Below are 19,884 nucleotides of genomic sequence, written 5' to 3'. Positions count from 1 at the left end.
GCGCACCACATAACAGCACAATCCCTATTCAAACCGTTTGACCATAAGGACTGCCAATATGACGTCGATGCCGTTCTCACGCAGAATGCGCCGTTGGAAACTCGGTTTGAAGACGCTTTTCGGATCCGAACCGGCGGGATACTTCATCCCGTATCGCTATGCCGCGGAAACTCAAAAGGCGGTCGGACGGCCGACATATCCGGCGATTGAAGCCATGATGGAACAGGCCGCCCCGACGATGAAAGCCTGGCTGACCAAGGCTGCGCTTTATCAGGATGCCTTTGCCACCTTTGGCAATGCGTCACCGCCTGAACCACGCTGGCAGCAAAGCTGGTTTCCGCGCCTTGACGGGATGATGGCCTATGTCTTTACCCGCGAGTTTCGTCCCAACCGGATCATAGAAATCGGATCAGGTCATTCGACACGATTTTATTACCGGGCCATCAAGGATGGCGATCTTCCGACACAGTTTCACGCCATTGACCCCGCCCCGCGCGCCGACATCGCCAAATTGCCGATCACGATCGAACGCAGCATTGTCCAGAAAGCCGACCAGACCGTGTTTAACGATCTTGTCGGATCGGATTTCCTGTCGATTGATTCCAGCCATATCCTGATGCCCGGCACCGATGTTGATTTGCTGTTTTCATCGGTTATTCCGATCCTGCCCAGCGGAACGATCATTCACATCCATGACATCACCCTGCCCGATGACTATCCGGAAATCTGGCAGTGGCGCGGCTATAACGAACAACAGGGCGTTGCTGCGTTGCTGGCGGGCGGTGCATTTGAAATCATGTGGTCGAGCGCCTATGCCACGACCCGGCTTGATGATCTGGTCACAAATTCAATAGCCAATGGCATTCATCTGCCCGACGGCGCACATGAAACCAGCCTTTGGCTGCGCAAACGATAAACAGATATCACCAAACACGCCAAAGGGCAGCCTGATCAGGCTGCCCTTTATGTTATAAGTCGTTACCGGTTGTCGCGGTTTGCTAGTTCTTATACGGATCCGCGGCATCGCGCAGGCCATCGCCAAGGAAGTTGAAGGCCAGGACAACGATGACCACCGGCACCACAGGCAACATCAGCCACGGATAAACGGCAACGGCGTTGATGTTCTGGGCGTCATTCAAAAGCACGCCCCAACTGGTTACCGGCGCACGCAGGCCAAGCCCCAGGAAGCTGAGGGCGGTTTCGCCAAGGATCATGTTGGGAATTGAAAGCGTCACGGATGCAATCAGGTGACTTGCAAAATTCGGCAACAGATGCCGGGCAATGATGCGTTTGGGTTTGGCCCCCATCAAGCGTGCGGCAAGGGCATAGTCTTCTTCACGCAGGGCCAGAAGTTTTGAACGCACCGCACGTGCAAGCCCGGTCCAGTCAATCAGTCCGAGAATGATGGTTATCCCGAAATAGATCAGGATCGGGCTCCAGGTTACGGGCAAGGCCGCTGACAACGCCATCCAAAGCGGGATTTCGGGCAATGATCGGATGACTTCAATGGCACGCTGTGCCGTGGCATCCACCCATCCCCCGTAATAGCCAGCCGCACCGCCAATCAGTATCCCCAGAAGGAAACTGACCGAAATCCCCACCAGTCCGATGGTCAACGACACGCGCGCGCCATACACCATGCGCGAAAACATGTCGCGTCCAAGCCGGTCCGTTCCAAAGATGAACAATGTCCCGTTTTCCGAAGGGCAGACGAAATGGAAATCCATATCCACCATGCCCCAGAATTCGTATTCATCCCCCGAACAGAAGAACCTGACAGGATCAACACGGCCCATATTGGTCGTATAGGTCGGCTTCAGCGTTTCCATATCCACCGAGAAATCCGTGCCATAGGTAAATGGCCCGACGAACTCCCCGTCATGGAACAGGTGGATTGCCTGTGGCGGGTGATGGATGAATTCCGAATTGCGCGTTTCCTGCGCATAGGGGGCGATAAACTCGACGATGAACACCGAGGCATACATGATCGCCAGAATGATCAGAGAAAAATACGCCAGCCGGTGACGTTTAAGACGCCACCACATCAATTGCCATTGCGATGCCAGATAGTATTTTTCCTGTTCCGGCGTCAGAGCTTCGCGGTCCCATGGATCAAAGGGCGCGGTATCAACAAAATGTTCGTTGCGCTTGTTGTCATCCGTCGTCATTTGGAGACACCTCCCTGCAAGCGAATGCGGGGATCAAGCCAGGCAAGCAATACGTCAGAAATGAACATGCCAACAACGGTCAGCAGCGCCAGAAACATCAGGAACGACCCGGCCAGATACATGTCCTGACTTTGCAGCGCGGCAAGCAACATCGGCCCGGTGGTTGGCAAGGACATCACCACCGATACCAGCACCGAGCCCGACACCACCTGTGGAAGGATATTGCCAATATCGGCAATGAACGGGTTAAGCGCCATGCGCAGCGGATATTTGAACAGTACCTTGGTCGGCGAAAGGCCCTTGGCATGGGCGGTAACGACATATTGTTTGCCAAGTTCATCAAGCAGATTGGCACGCAACCGCCGGATCATCGATGCGGTTCCCGATGTACCGATCACCACAACCGGCGCCCAAAGATGTTCGGCAACGGACATGATTTTGGCAAATGACCAGCCCTGATTGATGAATTCCGGATCCATCAGACCACCGATCGACGTCCCGAAGACCACATTGGCGTAATAAAGCAGGATCAGGGCAAACAGGAAGTTCGGCATTGCGAGGCCGAGGAAGCCCAAAAGAGTAAAGCCATAATCGCCCCAGCTATATTGCCGTGTCGCGGAATAGATCCCGATCGGGAAGCTTACAATATAGATGAAAATGACAGTGCTGAAATTCAGCACCATCGACAACCACAACCGGTCGCCGACCACGTCACTTACCGGAAGGTTATATTCAAACGAGAAGCCGAGATCACCGTGCAACAGCCCCCAAGCCCATTCGGCATATTGCACATAGATCGGTTGATCGAGCCCGTATTGCCGTTTGAGAAATTCAATCTTTGCCGGATCGACGGCCTCGCCCTGGGCCTGAAGTTCATTGAGATAGGTGCTCAGAAAATCCCCGGGCGGGAGCTGAATGATCACGAATACCAGCACACTGATCAGGATCAGTGTCGGTACCATTACAAAAAGCCGTCTTGCCAAAAAAGTCAGCATCGGCGAAATCGCTCCCCCGTGTCGTTTTGCGCCCTTCCCTCGTTGGCAACAAAACGTCTTGTTATCAGTATGTCAGGCTTATCTGTCCCACCAGAATGTGTCTGGACGATACATGCCAAAGAATGCACCCGGTTCCCAACTGTGAATGCCTTTTTCCGGTACGTTGCGCAGATCCTTGTCGACTACGACAGGCTGCGGCACGTTTCCGATCAGACCGATTGAAAACATGTTTTCCGAATTGATATCCAAAATACCCTGCCAGGCTTCCTTGCGGCCCTTTTCATTGCTGGACTGCCATTTATTGTACAGATCCAACAATTCACGGGCAGCCGACATGTCGGGTACTTCGCCGGCCTCGCCGTTGGTTTGATAATACTGGCCCCATTTCGGCCATTGCAGGCTGTCTTGCTGTACCGGTACGAATTCGGACGGCACCGAGTTCGCGGTGGCAAGACCATTATCAACACCGTTAAAGATCGACATGATCGTCTCGCCGCTATAGGCGCGGTTACGCAGGACTTCGCGTTGAAGTCCCTTGATATACATTTTAACGCCGATCTTGCGCCAGCTGTCACCGATCAGTTCAAGCATGTCGTCATGTTCGGGATTTTCGCCGGTGGTTTCGACGATGATTTCCATCGGACGACCATCAGGCAGCAAACGGATGCCATCACCGTCACGCTTGTCCAGCCCCATCTCGTCCAGCAGGGCGTTTGCCGCCTTGACGTCGAATTTTATAAAGTTTTCGCGATATTCCGGTTTGAAAAGCGGGCTTTTGGGCAGAACCGTATTATTCGTCGGCTGCGCCAGACCAAAGAACAGAACGCGGTTGATTTCGGTCCGGTTGATGCCCAGCGAAAGCGCACGGCGGAACCGCACATCGCGAATGACATCGCGCCACACCGGGTCGCTGCATGTCAGGTTGGGATAAAGCGCGGCATAGGCCCCCGCCCCGACATCCCACAAACGCACCTGATAGTTCTGTTTGGCTTCGGACTGTTTAAGGAACGTATAGTCCTTTAGCGACAGAATGCGGCTTTGCAAATCGACTTCACCGGCACCGACCTTTGCCGGCACCAGTTTGGAATTGGAAATATTGAAGATCATCCGGTCGATATAGGGCAACTGGTTCCCTTCGGGATCGACACGATGATAATACGGGTTGCGCACAAAAACGAACCGGTCGGACGGTTCCTCGGTCGTGATCAACCACGGTTCGAGGGACGGACGGTCGATATTTGAAAGTTTGTACGGGCGATCCATGTCGGTATGCAACACCGCCCAGCTGCGCAGGCCACGTTCCTGCACCAATGCGTCCAGTTCTGCCGCATCCCGGTATTTTTCGTGAAACTGCTTAAGATAATGGGCCGGACGGTAGATGAATGGCGGACGGGTCGCTGCCAACTCGGTCAGAAAGAACGGGTTGGGCCGCGACCAGCTGTAACGCACCGTGTATTCATCAATGACTTCGAAACTTGCCGGTTCATCGCCCACGAACAGGAAGCGCGGCGGGCCGACCGGGAACAATTCATCATTATTGACGATATCTTCCCAGTAATACCGGAAATCTTCGGCCGTAAAGGGCGCACCATCTGACCATTTGTGACCCTTGCGCAGATGAAGGGTGAAAACATTGCCCTCCTCGTTAACGTCAAGTGCCTCAAGAATATCGGGTTGCAGGTTCAGATCCTGGTCATAGCCCACCAAGCGCGCATAGCCATAAACAACCGCCATGCGGATATCCTTGGACCGGCCCATGATGGTGACAAATTCACCGCCATATTTTCCGACTGTTTTGCCTTCGGCACCGAAATCAATGACATTGGGATGTTCAGGAAGCCGCTGCAACATTGGCGGCAAGGTGCCCTTGGCAACCGCGTCTTCAAAATACGGGACTTCTGCCTGTGCGCCGGTTGGCAACAAGCTGGTCCCGACAAGCCCCATCCCCATCATCAGACCACCGAACAGACGGCGGGCTGATACAGCTGAACTGGCACAAAGCTTGATCATATTGCGATCTCCGTGAAATCGGCACGTTCGGCACGCACAAAATGGTCTTCGGCGAATTGCATCATTTTGGGTGCACTGGTGTCATTGATCGTAAAGGGTGCAGGCCAGCGTGCCGGATCGGATGCCTTGCCATCAACGATTTTGTCGAAATCAAGCAAATGTTCCAGATCGGCAAACGGCACAGCATTGAGCAAGGCCTGCGTATAGGGATGCAACGGATTACGGAACAACTGTTCGCGTGGTGCGGATTCAACAATTCGCCCGGCACACATCACCGCAATCCGGTCCGCGATATAATCGACAACCGCAAGGTTATGCGAAATAAACAGATATGTCAGATTAAGGTCGCGCTGCAAATCTTTCAAAAGATTAAGGATTTGCGCCTGAACCGATACATCAAGTGCAGATGTCGGCTCATCAAAAATCAACAGATCGGGTTTAAGGCTCAGCGCGCGGGCAATGCCAATACGCTGGCGCTGTCCGCCGGAAAAACTGTGCGGATACCGGCTTAGAAAGCGTGGATCAAGCCCGACCAGATCCATCAGTTCAAGGACCATATTCTTGCGATATTCCGCATCACCCACCCCGTGGATCAACATCGGTTCGGTAATGATATCCTGAACCGTCATGCGTGGATTAAGGGACCCGAACGGATCCTGAAACACGAATTGTATCCGTTTGCGATACGGGTTGAGCTGATCTTCATCAAGTCCGGTCAACTCGGTCATCTGGCCGCTTTCACCGCGGAAAAGAATGGATCCTTCGTCCGGGTCCATCGCCCGCATGATCAGCTTCGAAAGCGTTGTCTTCCCACAGCCGCTTTCACCGACCAGCCCGACACATTCCCCGCGATTGACCGTCAGCGACACATCCGCAACAGCCGGGATCAGGTGTTGTTCGGATTTGATCCAGTTGCCCTTGCGCGTGGTGAAGCTTTTGCTGAGATGGCGGACCGACAGAACCGGTTCACTTGCCATCGCCGGATGCAGGGCCAGTGACGGCGGAACATCGGATGTTTCGCGCGCGCTTTCTTGCTGGCTGCTTTCGGCAAGAAGACTACCGGTTTTCGGTTTGATTTCACGAAGCGGACGCAACCGCTCATCCGGCCCCATATCAAAATGCGGAACAGCCGCCAGAAGCGATTGCGTATAGGCATGCCCCGGATTGATAAAGACATCATCGGTTTTGCCGGATTCAACAACGCGGCCGTCATAGACCACCACCATGCGGTCCGCCATGTTTGCCACCACGCCAAGATCATGGGTGATCAGCAAAACCGACATTTGCAGTTCTTTTTGCACATCCTTGATCAGCCGCAGAATTTGCGCCTGGATCGTGACATCAAGGGCGGTTGTCGGTTCATCCGCAACCAGAAGTGCGGGACGGCACACCATGGCCATGGCAATCATCGCGCGTTGGCGCAAACCACCCGACAGTTCGAACGGATATGTTTTCAAGGCCCGCTTGGGATGGGGAAAGCCGATCAGGGTCAGCATTTCAACAGCAAGTTCTTTGGCCTCTGCCCGGCCGACCTTGCGATGCAGGCGCACGGCCTCGCAGATCTGGTCACCAATGGTATGCAATGGTGAAAGCGAACTCATCGGTTCCTGAAAAATCATGGAAATACGGCCACCGCGGATCGCGCGCATTTCTGCACCCGAACGATCAAGCATGGCAAGATCAACCCGCGTCCCCGGCTTTTTCGGGTCGGCAAAGATGATTGATCCTTTGGTGATCTGTGCTGTTTTGGGCAGCAGTCCCATAATGGCCTGGGAGATCGTGCTTTTGCCCGAACCGGATTCCCCGACCAACGCGACAGTTTCTTGCGCACCGATGCGAAAGCTAACGTTTTCGACGGCCTTGACGCGCATATGCGGCAAGACAAACTCAACTTTCAGATCCTTGATACGCAGAATGTCAGTCATGTTCGTTTGGCACCACCATTTGTACGCTCGGCTGCGGCGGCCTGAACCAATGTTTCGGCCTCATCCATGCGCATCAGGTTTGTTCTTGTCACATCATCGACCAGAAGTTGGTTATCTTTCGCCCAATCCCGTGAAATTTCAAGCAGATCATCAAAACCGTCCAGTGTTGATTCTGCGACAATTTTGGTTTCACCGGCATGAAGGGTCAGTTCAAACCAGCCTTTGTTGCCATCGCGCTTGGTACTGAAATAACGCAGACGGAATTTCGAAAGTTCCGGCCAGGCAAAAGCGGTCCCGCCCCGAAGGCTTGAAAGACGAATGCCATATTCCGAAACAAACAGCTTCGACTGGAACCGGATCAATGTTCGCGCAAAATAGAACACGAACAACAATGCCAGCCCGGCCGCCGTCCACTGAATGATTTCAAGCATGTCAGGGATCAGCGCGATCACACCGCAAATCAGCAAACCGACAATCGATTTCGCCAGATCCGGTGCCATCAGTTTGGGTGGATAGGACATCATCTGAACGTCGCTGTCACCGACACCCGCCGGTTTGACAGGATCGGCATTCGGGGCCGCTTCTGGCGCGTCCACCGGTTCCGCTTCGATATGATTTCTGGGCCTTATTGCCATGGAAATACTCCAGGAATTCTAAGCCAGCTCAATGCTGAATGTTCCATTGAAAACAAATTATCGAGAAACTTCGTGGTGGCGCGATCATGGACAAGATGGTGGGTCAGAATGCCGGTTGGCTCGGCCTTGTCGACCTGCCCTGTTCGCCGGGCCGCCAGATGCGACACCATGGCGCCAAGGGCAGCGTCTTCGCCGACAAATCCGCGCGACCCGCGCCAGTCAATGACATCGACATGGGTGTTTACCTGTATCAGGCCCTTGTCAGGTTCGGCAACTTTGCGCGGGTTAAAGGTGCTAAGCCCACAAAACCCAAGTGAATGCAGCACGGCTACAACATCATCTGCAATGCGGTTCCATGGCGGCACCATTACCGGCAGGAAACGGTTTCCGAACCGCGATTCCAGCACATGAAACCCCTGTCGCAAGTCCGCAACCACCGCACAGATATCGCGAACATCATCAAGCTCCTGTTTCTTGCGACCTTCGGGCATGTGGTTCTGATGGGACCAGCCATGCTGCAAAACGCGGGTATCAAGCGTTTCGGCCAGCCGTTCAACCAGATCATCCTGCAGGTTGGCCGGGATAACCGCCAGTGCCAAGGGCACCTTGTAATTCTGTTCAAACGAAAGAAGGGTTTCGAGTTCCGGGGTCACGGTCACAGCATCATCATCGCGCCACCAAGCCGTGGCAACACGCCCTGCGGCCTGCCACAGATCAAGCTCCGTGCGCAAATGATCCCAACTGCTCATACCTGCCCCTTAATCATCCCTGCGATAATTGCCGCAGTTTTTTGCGCGCCATCCAGGGCAATTCTGACATTTGCCGGCTGGCTGGCGCGATCTATGTATTTTGCCAATGATTGCGCAGACAGGCCATCAAGATCAAGCAGGGAAATAACCCCTTCTTTTGAAAGAATTTCCGCACGCTCTGTCTGTTCGCTTTCACCGCCATCTGCAAACGGCACCATAACAGCCGGTGTCGCCGTCGACAGCACATCCATCAGCGTATTATATCCGGCTTGTGACACCGATACAGCGGCCTTTGCCATCCGTTCGCGAAAATCAGGCAGGAACCGATGAAGTTCGATCCCGTCAGGCAACGTTGATGCAATATTGTTAAACCGGTCGGACGGGAAATGCGGTCCTGCAACGATATCCCATTTCGCCTGCCCGTAGGGCCCGGAATACTGGCGCGCAGCAATGGCAAGTTCGATCAGCTCCGCGCCAACCGCACCACCGCCGGCAGATACCAGAACACCCGAACGTGATGCAGTTGTTTTTATACCGGGATCGGCGGCGACGTATCCGGTATGCGTGATCAAATCGGCAATCTGTTCGGCACATTCAAAGCTGCGTGCGAAATCAAACACGTTCGGATCACCATGTACCAGCACCCTTGTCAGGTACTTTCTGGCGATGGTTGCCATCCACTGCGTTTTTGCCGGGTCCTTTTTGCGGACCAGAAGATCACGCACAGAACAGACAACCGGAATGCCTGCGGCCTTTGCGGCCTCGAATAACGGGATCAGTTCAAATCGAAATGCCCGGCGTCCAAACGGGAACATCTCGACCAATAGCAGCTTGGGTCTGGCATCGACAAAAGCCGTCAGCAATTCGGCCTTGCGCGTTTCTTTCCAGTCATCGCCAAGACGATTGCCCTTCGGATCGACAAGGATTGAAAAGCTGCTGTCGGCTGTTTTGCATGGCGATAGCTGCGTAACCTGATCTGCTGCAAAATCAAGTCCATCATCGGGGACCCCGCCACTTGCGACCATAACCGAAAGCCCGCGGTCACGGATCGCACGGTTGATCAGGGCCATCCGGCGAACGTGACCAATTCCCAAAAGATGCTGCACATAGACAAAAACGTCCGCCATCAGGTTTCCTTTGTTCGCGCGACCAGGGGCACATTCAGATTGCAGATTGAAAACCCATCACGATCTGACCAGTCAAAAACATGAAGGCAATCCCAATCAAGCTTGTCCGGGCATTTTCCCATCATGTTCCATGGTTTGGCCGCGGCATAAACCGCGCGAATAACCCCCTTGTGGGTCACGGCACCAAAGACCGTATCTGAACCGGCTTTCAGGAAGTCTTCCACACGCCTGACGACGTCCCGCGGACTTTCGCCCCCTTCGGGCCGGAAGTCCCAGCCACGGTCTTCATTGTCCCGCATGGCATCACCAAGTTCGGTCCGCAAATCGGCCAGTTTGCGCCCTTCCCATGATCCCCAGTTCATTTCGATCAGCGACGGCGCGATATCGACCGTTTTGATGCCCAGTGCAGCGGCCGTTTCACGCGTGCGTTTCAGTGGTGTGCAATACCATGGAACATTTTGCCATAACGCGGGTAAAGCTTTGTCGTGATAGGCTGCGACCGTTTCAGGGCGAAGCGATATGTCGGAATGGCCCTGAATTCGTTTTTGGGCATTCCAGTCCGTAACCCCGTGACGCAGCAACGCGAACCGAACCGTTTTCATGCGCCGTCCTTCCCGGGGACCTGCGCTGCATGATCACCAACGATCGCGCGCAATGTGGTGCCCAGAATGTCCGATGCGGCTGAAACTGTGTGATGTTGTACTGCCTTTGATGCCCCGGCCGCCCCAAAGGACCGCAGGGCCGATATGTCCGTGCCAAGACATTGCGCAAGCCGATCGGTAAAGGCATCCTCGTCCCCCGCCGGAACCAGCCAGCCGGTCACACCATTGGAAACGATCCCCGAAACACCCCCGGCATCCCCGGCCAGCACAGGCAACCCTGCGGCCTGTGCTTCGAGCATCGCCATCCCGAAAGCCTCGTTAATTGCCGGCCAAACAAAAAGATCGGATTGCCCCAGAATGTCGCGTGTCTGATCAGGCACACACAGGCCCGCCAGTGTGACATGGTTTTGGGTAATGCCGGCGTGATCAAACATCTCCTCGACCCGGTCGCGGGCCGGACCATCCCCGATCACGGTCAGGTGCCAGTTCCCTATTCCATCACGCAACAACCGCCCCAATGATCGCGCAAGGAGGTCAAATGATCTAAGCTTGTCGCCATCGCGCATCATCGCTGTGGTGACAAGACGAATACAGGCGGGATCAACCTGTGGGCGGTGGGAAATCTGCCAGTTTTCAACATGGGTAAACGGGGCAATGAAATGCAGGACCTGGTCAGGGCAAATATCGCGCAGACAAACCATGTCTGAACGGTTAAGCGAAAAGACCGCGCGACTATGGCGCAACGCGGTTTCAACAGCCGCATGACTTTGCGCCCAGGGACCCCCAGCACGTTTGGGTGCAAAGGATGCCTCGGCCACGACATAGGGAATATCAAGAGCACTGGCGACAATCGGCCCGATCCAGTCCGGGGCCTTGTAATACAGATGATAGGTAAACCAGACATCGGGACGCGGGCGAAAGCCTGATTGATATTGGCGTAACAGGCGTCCGGCCAGTTTCGTACCAAGTTCGGCAAGCCGGGCCTGTTTCAGAACACTGCCATCCGCCACCCGGCTGCGCAGTCGCGCCGCAATATCGACATTCATGTCCGCATGGCGCAGCGCATCACATAACAGGCGCGCCAAAAGCCGGTCACCCGACGGGACCGGATGGTCAACTGGCTTCAGCGGTGCATAAAAGGCAACCTGCAAACGCGTGCCTCCTACTGGGCGGCGGGTTGATGAGTGTCCGAATTCGGGGAACCGTCACCGACAAGCGGATCTGAAACACCGAAACGATGCGCCAGATCTTTCATGCCGCGATAAAATGAAAAGTCGCGGCGTACAATTTCATTGCCATTGCGCCCCATGGCATCACGCATCGCGGGATCGGTAATGACGACTTGCAGGGCATCGGCCAGGGCATCGGGATTGCGTTGCGGAACAAGTTTTCCATTCACCCCGTCAACAAGCAGTTCCGGAATGGCCGAAATTGCCGTCGACACCGCAGCAAGACCACAAAGCTGGGCTTCCATCAGGACATTGGGCAAGCCGTCCCGATCACCATCCTGTTCAATGCGGCTGGCCAGCACGAAAAGGTCCGATGACTGACAGGCCGCGATGACTTCCTTCTGGTCGCGTGGGCCACGCCAGTCACATTTCGCCGCAATGCCAAGTTCTGAGGCCAGCTGTTTATATTTGCTGTCACTGCCACCGCCGATATGGATGAACCGCCAATGCAAGCCGTCTGGCAATTTTGCCAGCGCACGCAAAAGATCGTCATATCCCTTTTTGCCGACCAGACGACCGACCGACAGTATGGTCACCGGGTTTTCCGGATCACTGCCATCGCGCATCGGCCGGTTTGGCAATTCTTCGGGAAAGCGCGAAAAATCAAGCCCATGATAAAGCAGGTCCACCTTGTCCGGGTCTTCGGCAAGCGTACGCAGATAATCAACATTGGCCTTGGTACAGGTCACCAGCCAATCCATATCGCGCAGCTTTTCGCGCATGTCCCAGTCTTCACTGGTATAGATGTCCTTGGCGTGTGCCGAACACGACCATGGCAAACCACGCATGATCGCGCAATAGCGCGCCACCGAAGCCGGGGTATGCAGGAAGTGGGCATAAATGCGTGTGATGTCACTCGGCAATTCAGCGGCCATCACCATCGCCTGGGCAAAACGTCGTGCCCGATTGGCCGTGCGATCCCGGCGATAGTCCTGCCACCAGATATTCACCGCGCGGCGATATCCCGGCATTTTGCGGGCCTTAAGCCAACCTCGCAGAACCCGCATCGGTTCCTGATAGGCATATTCAGGCAAATAATCGACCGCGCCCGTGATGCGCTCATTGATCGGGTGGCGTTTCTTGTCGGTCGGATGACGCAGGGACACGATCCGATATGGAATGCCTGCCTGCTGAATGCCAAGAATTTCCTGCGCTATAAAGGTCTCCGACAATCGCGGATATCCCTTTACCACGATTGCCAGATTATCGCGTTCCATCAACTTTGTTCCCGATGATTTATTCTGCGGCCATTTGTGGCGGAAGCCAGCGATCCACAAGATCCCCGACACGATCCAGCCCGCCCATAAGGTTCGGAACCGTCACATGCGATGGTTTGGGCTGATCGATCAGTCCTCGAAGCGCATCGGCCATTTCGCGTGGGTCGCGCCCGCCATCTTCGGTCAGCATCTTGATCAGGCCAAGCTTTTCGGCCGCCGATGCCCGCACATACTGCTCAAGACGCGGCACCGTGCGCGGTACAATGACTGCTGGCTTGTCAAACGACAGGATTTCACAGAAAGTGTTGTAACCGCCCATGGCAATGACACCGGCAGATTTATCCATCAGCATTTCGACATTGGCATCAAAGGTAATGACCGAAAGCTTTTCAATCTTTTCGGCACGTTCCATGAAGGCCTTTTGTTCTGCGGGCGCCATGAATGGTCCCAGAACAACAAGCGATGGAACAGCAATCGTCGGGTCGGTTTCATAGGCACTGATCACCCAGTCCACCAGATTGACACCATCCCCGCCACCACCGGTGGTTACCAGGTAATAGGGTTCTTCAAGACCAAGCGCACCATGTTCCGGGGTCGGGCGGCGTGTTGCAGTACGCGGCAGATATCCGGTATAGGCCATCTTGTTTTCAACACCCGGCGGCAAATCAATCCCTTCGAGCGGATTACAGATTTCCTGCAAACCATAGACCCAGATTTCGTCATACAGATCGGCCAGCGCCGGAACACATTGTTTGCGATCCCATTCTTCGCGCAGATTGGCCGGGTCATCCATCACATCACGCAAGCCCATCACCAGACGGGTCCGTCGATGACGCAACATCTTAAGCGTCGATTCCACTTCACCACGAAGACCAAGCGGTTCCTTATCAACGATGAAAATGTCGGGATTGAAGACATCGGCCGTGTGCTGAATGATCGATTCACGCATCGCAAGGATCTGATCAACGTCGATATTCAGATTAAGGGACGTATATTCCCCATTCGACAGTTTGATCACACCGGGAATACGGACAAAGTCGACTCGCGAACGGAATTCGAAACTGCCAATGATCGGTGATCCGGACAGGATAAGAACAGAAACATCATCACGACGTGACACAAGCGCATGCGCAATTGTGCGGCAACGGCGCAGATGGCCGAGCCCAAACGTATCATGACTGTAAATTAGAACCCGATACCCGGAGTTCCCCACGATAGACATATACCCGCCCGTCTGCGTAGTGATCCTTAATATCCTGTCTCCCCACCTCACAGGGTGACATGATATCTCTTATTGGCAAGCAAATCCGTTTGTACAAATCCGGTTTGCCATTTTGTTTTCCCAGCTAATTGCTCTCACACTGACCCGATATCGCGCAAGACTTTTTCGAGCAGCTTCTGCCTTTCGGCTGGTGTGCCAAGTGACTGCAACTTCTCGGAAAGCGCGGTGATGGTCCCGGCATACATGTTATGCCAATCATCACGCGACAGTTCTTCACCCGAAAGTCTCGGCTTGTGCTGAACCACATGCAAGGTGCCCTTTTGCAAGGTCACTGTTTCATCAAGCATGGGCAGGGATATCTTTTCGACAGGTATGTCATGGGCAATCAGCGCTTGTTGGAAGGCAGTTCGCGCGCCCTCTTCACCATGGGTAAGGAAAATGCGCTTGGCCACAGGTAGTCTGTCTTTGGTCCAGCGCAAGAGCATGTCCTGATCTGCGTGACCGGAATAGACATCAAGCGTGCGAATACGGGCATGGACCTCGATCTCGTCGCCATGAATGCGGACATGTTTTGCCCCCTTCTGCAAGACACGCCCGAATGATCCTGCGGCCTGGAAGCCGACCAGCAAGACGGTGCAGTTGGCCCGCCACAGATTGTTTTTCAGATGATAGCGAATGCGACCCGCATCACACATGCCGCTTGCCGACAAAATGATCGCACCGCTGGTCACCCGTGCCAGTTGTTTGCTGGCTTCGACATCGGGAACCATATGGAATTTCGGATGTTCAAGGGCACGCGCATCTTCATGACTGAGATGACGGGCAAAAACGTCTGTCGCATGTTGCGCAAGCGGGCTGTCGACAAAGACATTTGCCTCGGGCAAGTGCCCGCGATTGAACAGATGCGCAAGATCAACCAGCAATTCCTGGGTTCTGGCGACGGCAAAGCTTGGAATGACAAGGTTGCCACCGGCATTCAGTGCATCACGAACTTCCTTGCCCAACATGGCGCGGCGTTCATCATCACTGACATTCGGGCGATTGCGATCACCATAGGTCGTCTCGACAAACAGATAGTCAAGATCAGACGGGCCTTCGGGTGCCTCGTTAAACACGGCTTCGCCAGTACCGATATCGCCCGAAAACAGAATGCGGGTCGGTTTGGTTTCCTTGCCGACCGGTGCGACTTCAACCTCGATCGAGGCCGAGCCCAGCAGATGCCCGGCATCCCAATAGCGGGCACGCACACCGTCGATGACATCAATCCATTCGTGATATTCGACGGGTTTGAGCCGTTGCAAGGTTTGTTCGGCATCCTTGCGGGTATAGATCGGGGTTACTTCCGGACGTCCACGGCGCGCATTGCGGCGGTTAAGACGTTCGACCTCGCTTTCCTGAATATATCCGGAATCTGGCAACATATAGGTCAGAAGATCACAGGTCGGCTCGGTCGCCAGAATGTGATTTTCAAAGCCTGCCTTGACCAGTTTCGGCAACAATCCGGAATGATCGATATGGGCGTGGGTCAACAAAACGGCTGAAATGTCGGATGCCTTGAACGGAAACGGGCCATAGTTCAGTTCGCGGACAGTTTTGCTGCCCTGGAACATGCCGCAATCGACAAGAAACTGACCATGGTCGGTCTGCAACAGATAACACGAGCCGGTCACACCGCCAGCGGCACCACAAAACGTAACTGATACGGTCATTCCCGTTCCTCCTGCACGTCAACAAGGCTGCAAGGATTCAGGAATAAACCTGTCATTGCAATGATATGGATCACTTATTGGACGCTTTATTGCAAACCACGCAGCGGCAGGTACAAAACCTGATCGCCCTTGGACAGCTTGCCGCAATTTTCAGGGATTTCAATCAGGCCTTCTGCCCACACCATGGATGATAGCATCCCCGAACTGGTCGAAGAAAAGGCGACCGCTTCGAATTCACCGTCATCCGTCTGTATCAGTCTCGCACGCAGCCATTCACGACGTCCGGTCCCACGCTGAAAATCAAAACCGGCGCGAACCGGAATGCGCACAGGCTCACTCCACGACCGTTCCGCCCCCATCATATGACGAAGCAGTGGCAAAACATACAGCAGACCGGACACCAGCACCGAAACAGGATTGCCCGGCAATCCGATGACCAGGCATTGGCCAATCCGGCCACGCATCAACGGCTTTCCGGGTTTGATGGCAAGCTTCCAGGCCGTGATTTCACCAAGTTTGTCGACAACCGGTTTCAGCAAGTCCGCCTTGCCCACAGACACCCCGCCCGATGTCATCACCACATCATGATTTTGGGCAGCGTCTCCTATTGCGGTGGCAAGCACGTCAAAATCATCCGCAAGCAGGCCAAGATCGGTGACCTGACATCCGATGTCGCGCAACATGCCGATCATCGCAAACCGGTTGGAATCATAAATCCCCCCGGGTGGAAGCGGATCCCCCGGTTTTGCCAATTCATCCCCGGTTGAAAAGACCGCAACACGAAGCGGACGGGCGACTTTCAGACCGGCACGCCCCTGCCCGGCGGCAATCGCGATATCCTGTGGGCGCAAGACCATTCCGGCACGCAGGACAACATCACCTTTTTTGATATCTTCACCCGCCCAGCGGATGTTCTGATGACGCCGGGTCCGGGCAACCACGTCACCGGCAATTTCGATGCCGGTTTCATCCTGATCGGCGATGACATTTTCCTGGATAATGACGCAGTCTGCCCCACCGGGAATGGCGGCCCCGGTGGCAATCCGGATGGCTGTTCCTTCTGGTACGGTGCCCAAATATGGATGTCCGGCCAATGATGTCCCGACAACGGGCATCGTTCCGTCAACCGTCGCCAAGTCGGCAAAGCGCACGGCATATCCATCCATGGCCGAATTATCGACCGATGGCACAGAGAAACCGGCCATCACATCTTCGCGCAGGACGGCACCATAACAGTCCGTCAGGGGGCGTTCTTCGATATGTTGCGCGACCGGCACCTCGGAAAATGCGATTTCAAGCGCATCGGAAAGCAGTGTCAGTCCGGGTTTGATATTTTGCATCTATGTTACCTGCCCGCGTTGACGTGATTTGGATTTCAGGACTCGCCACCATGGCCCGGGCGGGATTTTGAAATGGCACGGCTTAGCATGATCACAGGCACCACACCGACAAGAACGATGGTCAGCGCACCAAGGGCGGCCTGTTCGATCATCTCGTCCTTGGCAAACTGATAGACATGGGTTGCCAATGTATCGAAATTGAATGGGCGCAAAATCAATGTTGCCGGTAGTTCTTTCATGCCATCGACAAACACCAGTACGGATGCCGCCAGAATGCCGCCCCGCACCATCGGAAAATGAATACGTTTCAGCGTTCCCCAGGGACTTTCGCCAAGGGTCCTTGCTGCGTCATCCATGCTTGGCCGCACCTTGCCCAAGGCAGCTTCGATCGAACCATACGACACCGCCATGAACCGCACCGCATAGGCAAAAACAAGCGCAAACACCGTCCCGCTCAGCAACAAACCAGTCGAAATCCCGAACGTATCGCGCATGACAGCATCCAGCGCATTGTCAAATCGTGCAAACGGGATCAGAACCCCGATCGCCAGAACTGCGCCAGGCACGGCATAGCCCACAGATGACAACCGCACGAAGAATTTCAGGAATGGTTGCGGGAATAACCGCAACGCATAGGCCATGAACAATGCACATCCAACCGCCAACGCCGTGGCAAGCCCCGACACCACCAGACTGTTACCGGCAAATTCAAAGAAATCTGCCGTCCAGCTTTGATCAAAATAGCCGACCGAATAATAAATCAGCACCATCGACGGGACAACAAAGCCCAGCACAATCGGCAAAATGCAGATTGCCAGCGCCCCGGTTTTTGCCATCGGCCCAAGATCATAGCCCGGCAGTTCCTGATACCGGTTGGTTGTATCGTGGAAGCGCTGGCGACGGCGCGAATAGCGTTCAATCACCAGAAGCGCAATAACCACCGCCAGCATCGTCAGCGCAATCTGTGCCGCACCACCGGCATTGCCCATGCCAAGCCATACATTAAACACCCCGGCTGTCAGGGTATGCACCGCAAAGAAATCAATGGTGCCGAAATCGTTCAGCGTTTCCATCAGCGCAATGACAACACCGACAACAATCGCCGGGCGAGCCAATGGCAATGCAACGGTGACAAACGAGCTCCATGCACTGCGGCCAAGAACGCGGGCTGCTTCGATCACGCAGATTGACTGCGCCAGAAACGCTGCGCGTGCTAGCATGTAAACATAGGGATAAAGTGTCAGACTAAGAACAAGGATAGCCCCGCCCTTGGTACGGATATCGGGGAACCAGTAATCTGCCGCTGATGACCAGCCAAAAATATCACGCAATAACCGTTGCACCGGTCCGGCATATTCCAACAGATCCGTATAGACATAGGCAACGATATAGGCCGGCACCGCCATCGGCAGAAGCATGGCCCATTCAAAGAACCGCTTGCCCGGAAGTTTGCACATCGTAACAACCCAGGCCGATGAAACGCCAAGCAATGTCACACCAACACCGACACCAAGCATCAGTACGGCCGTGTTTTTGACATAACGCGGCAACATGGTCGATGCCAGATGCGGCCAGATATTCTCTGTCGGGAAGAATGCCAGATAGGCCACGGCGATAATCGGGGCTGCCACCATCATCGCAATGACAAAGGCCCCGATCAGCCAGACAGCCGATTGTCCGCGCGGCAACCAGCGCATAGCAGGATTGCCGCTGGGCGTGCGCATCGGATCAAACGTTTCAGTAACTGCGGCGGGACGGATATCCTCGTCCTTTGGCGTGTGGCATGCGTTGTTCAAGGCAGTTTCCGTCTCAGTCGTCAAAGGCCACTTCATCAAGAAGCTGTTTCGCCAAATCCTGATAGCCTGCAATGACGGTTAAAGGCAAATGTTCAGAGGTGAATTCACCCCATGAACGCAACATTTCCGGCCAGACGATCCCGACCGGATATTCAAAATTGACCGCGGCATATACGTGCTGGATTTCGTTGCTCGACATGAATTCGATCAGTTTCAGCGCATTTTCACGGTTCGGGGCCCGCTTCATCAATACCACACCGGTGATATTGACGTGGGTGCCAGTGGATTTCTGGTTGGGAAAGACAATCTGGACCCTGCTGGCATCCTTGCGCGTGGCCGGATCATCCAGCATTTTTCCGTAGTAATAGGAATTTGCAATCGCGACACTGCATTCCCCGCGTGCGACCGCCGCAATCTGATCGGCATCGCCGCCCTGGGGTTTGCGCGCCAGATTGCCCTTAACATAGCGCAGCCAGTTTCGGGTATATTCCGGCCCGTGATGCGCAAGCATCGATGCCACAAGGCCGGTATTATAGACGTGATATCCCGACCGGATGCAGATCTTGCCTCGCCATTGCGGATTGGCCAGTTCCTCGTAACTTTCGATTTGCATCTGGTTTCCGGCCTGACGCGGGGTGACCAATACCCGTGCCCGCGATGTCAGCCCGACCCAAAGATTGTTGGTATCGCGATATGTCGTGGGAATGTTTTCATCGACGATTGGTGATGTAATCGGTGATGCGATATCGGCATTTGCCGCCTCGACCAGGCGCCCGACATTCACAGCAATCAGGATATCGGCCGGGGTTGATTCATGCTCGCGTCGAATTCGGTCGACCAAATCTGTTTGAGAATACAGGACGTTAACGCGAATTCCTGTTGCTTTGGTAAAGCGATCAAAGACAGGCTGAATGAATTGCGGCTGGCGTTCGGTATAGACATTGACTTCATTGCCGGCCTGCGCGGATGTGCCCATTCCCAACGCCAGCAGACATCCGAAAATCATCCTTTGAACGTAACTGCCAGCCATCAACCCGCGCCATGTTCCCCAACCACATCAATCTGGACATAGTTGCCCAATATGTCCGGGAAATCAATTCAGACAAATCAATTATACCAACCAGCTCGCCGCCCCTATCCGGAAGATAGGGGCGTTATGG

At 54.5% G+C, this 19,884-nt stretch carries 16 protein-coding genes; 1 reads left to right on the top strand and 15 read right to left on the bottom strand.

The window, feature by feature from the left end; translation table 11 throughout:
- The first annotated feature begins 106 nt into the window (after positions 1 to 106).
- Complete coding sequence (locus CU041_RS05740) at positions 107 to 916, top strand: class I SAM-dependent methyltransferase (protein WP_233433019.1); 810 nt, start codon at positions 107 to 109, stop codon at positions 914 to 916.
- 82 nt (positions 917 to 998) lie between these two features.
- Here CU041_RS05740 and CU041_RS05735 read toward each other — a convergent pair whose 3' ends face one another.
- The 15 genes from CU041_RS05735 to CU041_RS05665 form a co-directional block, all read right to left on the bottom strand.
- Entirely contained in the window at positions 999 to 2,168 is a 1,170-nt protein-coding gene (locus tag CU041_RS05735; RefSeq protein ID WP_101246105.1) for an ABC transporter permease, read from the bottom strand.
- Positions 2,165 to 3,163: an ABC transporter permease gene (locus CU041_RS05730; RefSeq protein ID WP_068519369.1), complete on the bottom strand. Its 999-nt coding sequence runs from the start codon at positions 3,161 to 3,163 to the stop codon at positions 2,165 to 2,167. The genes CU041_RS05735 and CU041_RS05730 overlap by 4 nt, the downstream gene beginning before the upstream one ends.
- Before the next feature lie 78 nt (positions 3,164 to 3,241).
- The gene (locus tag CU041_RS05725) at positions 3,242 to 5,173 is read right to left on the bottom strand and encodes an ABC transporter substrate-binding protein (RefSeq protein ID WP_101246104.1); all 1,932 of its coding nucleotides are present in this window, start codon (positions 5,171 to 5,173) and stop codon (positions 3,242 to 3,244) included.
- Positions 5,170 to 7,098 carry an ABC transporter ATP-binding protein gene (locus tag CU041_RS05720; RefSeq protein ID WP_101246103.1) on the bottom strand — a complete coding sequence of 643 codons (1,929 nt, stop codon included), beginning with the start codon at positions 7,096 to 7,098 and terminating at the stop codon, positions 5,170 to 5,172. The genes CU041_RS05725 and CU041_RS05720 overlap by 4 nt, the downstream gene beginning before the upstream one ends.
- A complete protein-coding gene (locus CU041_RS05715; protein WP_101246102.1) occupies positions 7,095 to 7,733 on the bottom strand; it encodes a hypothetical protein in 639 nt (212 codons plus the stop codon). The genes CU041_RS05720 and CU041_RS05715 overlap by 4 nt, the downstream gene beginning before the upstream one ends.
- Positions 7,724 to 8,482 (bottom strand): polysaccharide deacetylase family protein, encoded by a 759-nt coding sequence (locus CU041_RS05710; RefSeq protein ID WP_101246101.1) that lies wholly within the window; start codon positions 8,480 to 8,482, stop codon positions 7,724 to 7,726. Before CU041_RS05710 ends, CU041_RS05715 begins: the two co-directional genes overlap by 10 nt.
- Positions 8,479 to 9,609: a glycosyltransferase family protein gene (locus CU041_RS05705; RefSeq protein ID WP_101246100.1), complete on the bottom strand. Its 1,131-nt coding sequence runs from the start codon at positions 9,607 to 9,609 to the stop codon at positions 8,479 to 8,481. Before CU041_RS05705 ends, CU041_RS05710 begins: the two co-directional genes overlap by 4 nt.
- Positions 9,609 to 10,211 carry a histidine phosphatase family protein gene (locus CU041_RS05700; protein WP_101246099.1) on the bottom strand — a complete coding sequence of 201 codons (603 nt, stop codon included), beginning with the start codon at positions 10,209 to 10,211 and terminating at the stop codon, positions 9,609 to 9,611. Before CU041_RS05700 ends, CU041_RS05705 begins: the two co-directional genes overlap by 1 nt.
- Positions 10,208 to 11,362, bottom strand: coding sequence for a glycosyltransferase family 4 protein (locus CU041_RS05695; protein ID WP_101246098.1), 1,155 nt, complete (start codon positions 11,360 to 11,362; stop codon positions 10,208 to 10,210). Before CU041_RS05695 ends, CU041_RS05700 begins: the two co-directional genes overlap by 4 nt.
- Positions 11,363 to 11,373: 11 nt before the next feature.
- Positions 11,374 to 12,657, bottom strand: a complete 1,284-nt coding sequence (locus CU041_RS05690) for a glycosyltransferase family 4 protein (protein ID WP_101246097.1) — start codon at positions 12,655 to 12,657, stop codon at positions 11,374 to 11,376.
- A 19-nt stretch (positions 12,658 to 12,676) separates the two neighbouring features.
- Positions 12,677 to 13,777 carry a glycosyltransferase family protein gene (locus tag CU041_RS05685; RefSeq protein WP_233433018.1) on the bottom strand — a complete coding sequence of 367 codons (1,101 nt, stop codon included), beginning with the start codon at positions 13,775 to 13,777 and terminating at the stop codon, positions 12,677 to 12,679.
- 236 nt (positions 13,778 to 14,013) lie between these two features.
- Positions 14,014 to 15,588, bottom strand: a complete 1,575-nt coding sequence (locus tag CU041_RS05680; protein WP_068519359.1) for an MBL fold metallo-hydrolase — start codon at positions 15,586 to 15,588, stop codon at positions 14,014 to 14,016.
- An 86-nt stretch (positions 15,589 to 15,674) separates the two neighbouring features.
- Positions 15,675 to 16,928, bottom strand: a complete 1,254-nt coding sequence (locus CU041_RS05675) for a molybdopterin molybdotransferase MoeA (RefSeq protein ID WP_101246095.1) — start codon at positions 16,926 to 16,928, stop codon at positions 15,675 to 15,677.
- Between the two features lie 35 nt (positions 16,929 to 16,963).
- The gene (locus CU041_RS05670; RefSeq protein ID WP_101246438.1) at positions 16,964 to 18,724 is read right to left on the bottom strand and encodes an ABC transporter permease; all 1,761 of its coding nucleotides are present in this window, start codon (positions 18,722 to 18,724) and stop codon (positions 16,964 to 16,966) included.
- Between the two features lie 13 nt (positions 18,725 to 18,737).
- The gene (locus CU041_RS05665) at positions 18,738 to 19,700 is read right to left on the bottom strand and encodes an extracellular solute-binding protein (RefSeq protein WP_228195353.1); all 963 of its coding nucleotides are present in this window, start codon (positions 19,698 to 19,700) and stop codon (positions 18,738 to 18,740) included.
- Positions 19,701 to 19,884: the final 184 nt, after the last annotated feature.

The organism is Thalassospira povalilytica (assembly GCF_002844235.1).
In the GTDB taxonomy this organism is placed as follows: domain Bacteria; phylum Pseudomonadota; class Alphaproteobacteria; order Rhodospirillales; family Thalassospiraceae; genus Thalassospira; species Thalassospira povalilytica.
This window is presented reverse-complemented; position numbering and strand designations above follow the sequence as displayed.

Excerpts from the sequence above, each read along its gene's own strand:
- CU041_RS05690 (WP_101246097.1), bottom strand. The coding sequence starts at position 12,657 with ATGGAACGCGATAATCTGGCAATCGTGGTAAAGGGATATCCGCGATTG.
- CU041_RS05715 (WP_101246102.1), bottom strand. The coding sequence starts at position 7,733 with ATGGCAATAAGGCCCAGAAATCATATCGAAGCGGAACCGGTGGACGCG.
- CU041_RS05720 (WP_101246103.1), bottom strand. The coding sequence starts at position 7,098 with ATGACTGACATTCTGCGTATCAAGGATCTGAAAGTTGAGTTTGTCTTG.
- CU041_RS05700 (WP_101246099.1), bottom strand. The coding sequence starts at position 10,211 with ATGAAAACGGTTCGGTTCGCGTTGCTGCGTCACGGGGTTACGGACTGG.
- CU041_RS05710 (WP_101246101.1), bottom strand. The coding sequence starts at position 8,482 with ATGAGCAGTTGGGATCATTTGCGCACGGAGCTTGATCTGTGGCAGGCC.
- CU041_RS05675 (WP_101246095.1), bottom strand. The coding sequence starts at position 16,928 with ATGCAAAATATCAAACCCGGACTGACACTGCTTTCCGATGCGCTTGAA.
- CU041_RS05730 (WP_068519369.1), bottom strand. The coding sequence starts at position 3,163 with ATGCTGACTTTTTTGGCAAGACGGCTTTTTGTAATGGTACCGACACTG.
- CU041_RS05725 (WP_101246104.1), bottom strand. The coding sequence starts at position 5,173 with ATGATCAAGCTTTGTGCCAGTTCAGCTGTATCAGCCCGCCGTCTGTTC.
- CU041_RS05735 (WP_101246105.1), bottom strand. The coding sequence starts at position 2,168 with ATGACGACGGATGACAACAAGCGCAACGAACATTTTGTTGATACCGCG.
- CU041_RS05665 (WP_228195353.1), bottom strand. The coding sequence starts at position 19,700 with ATGGGCACATCCGCGCAGGCCGGCAATGAAGTCAATGTCTATACCGAA.
- CU041_RS05680 (WP_068519359.1), bottom strand. The coding sequence starts at position 15,588 with ATGACCGTATCAGTTACGTTTTGTGGTGCCGCTGGCGGTGTGACCGGC.
- CU041_RS05705 (WP_101246100.1), bottom strand. The coding sequence starts at position 9,609 with ATGGCGGACGTTTTTGTCTATGTGCAGCATCTTTTGGGAATTGGTCAC.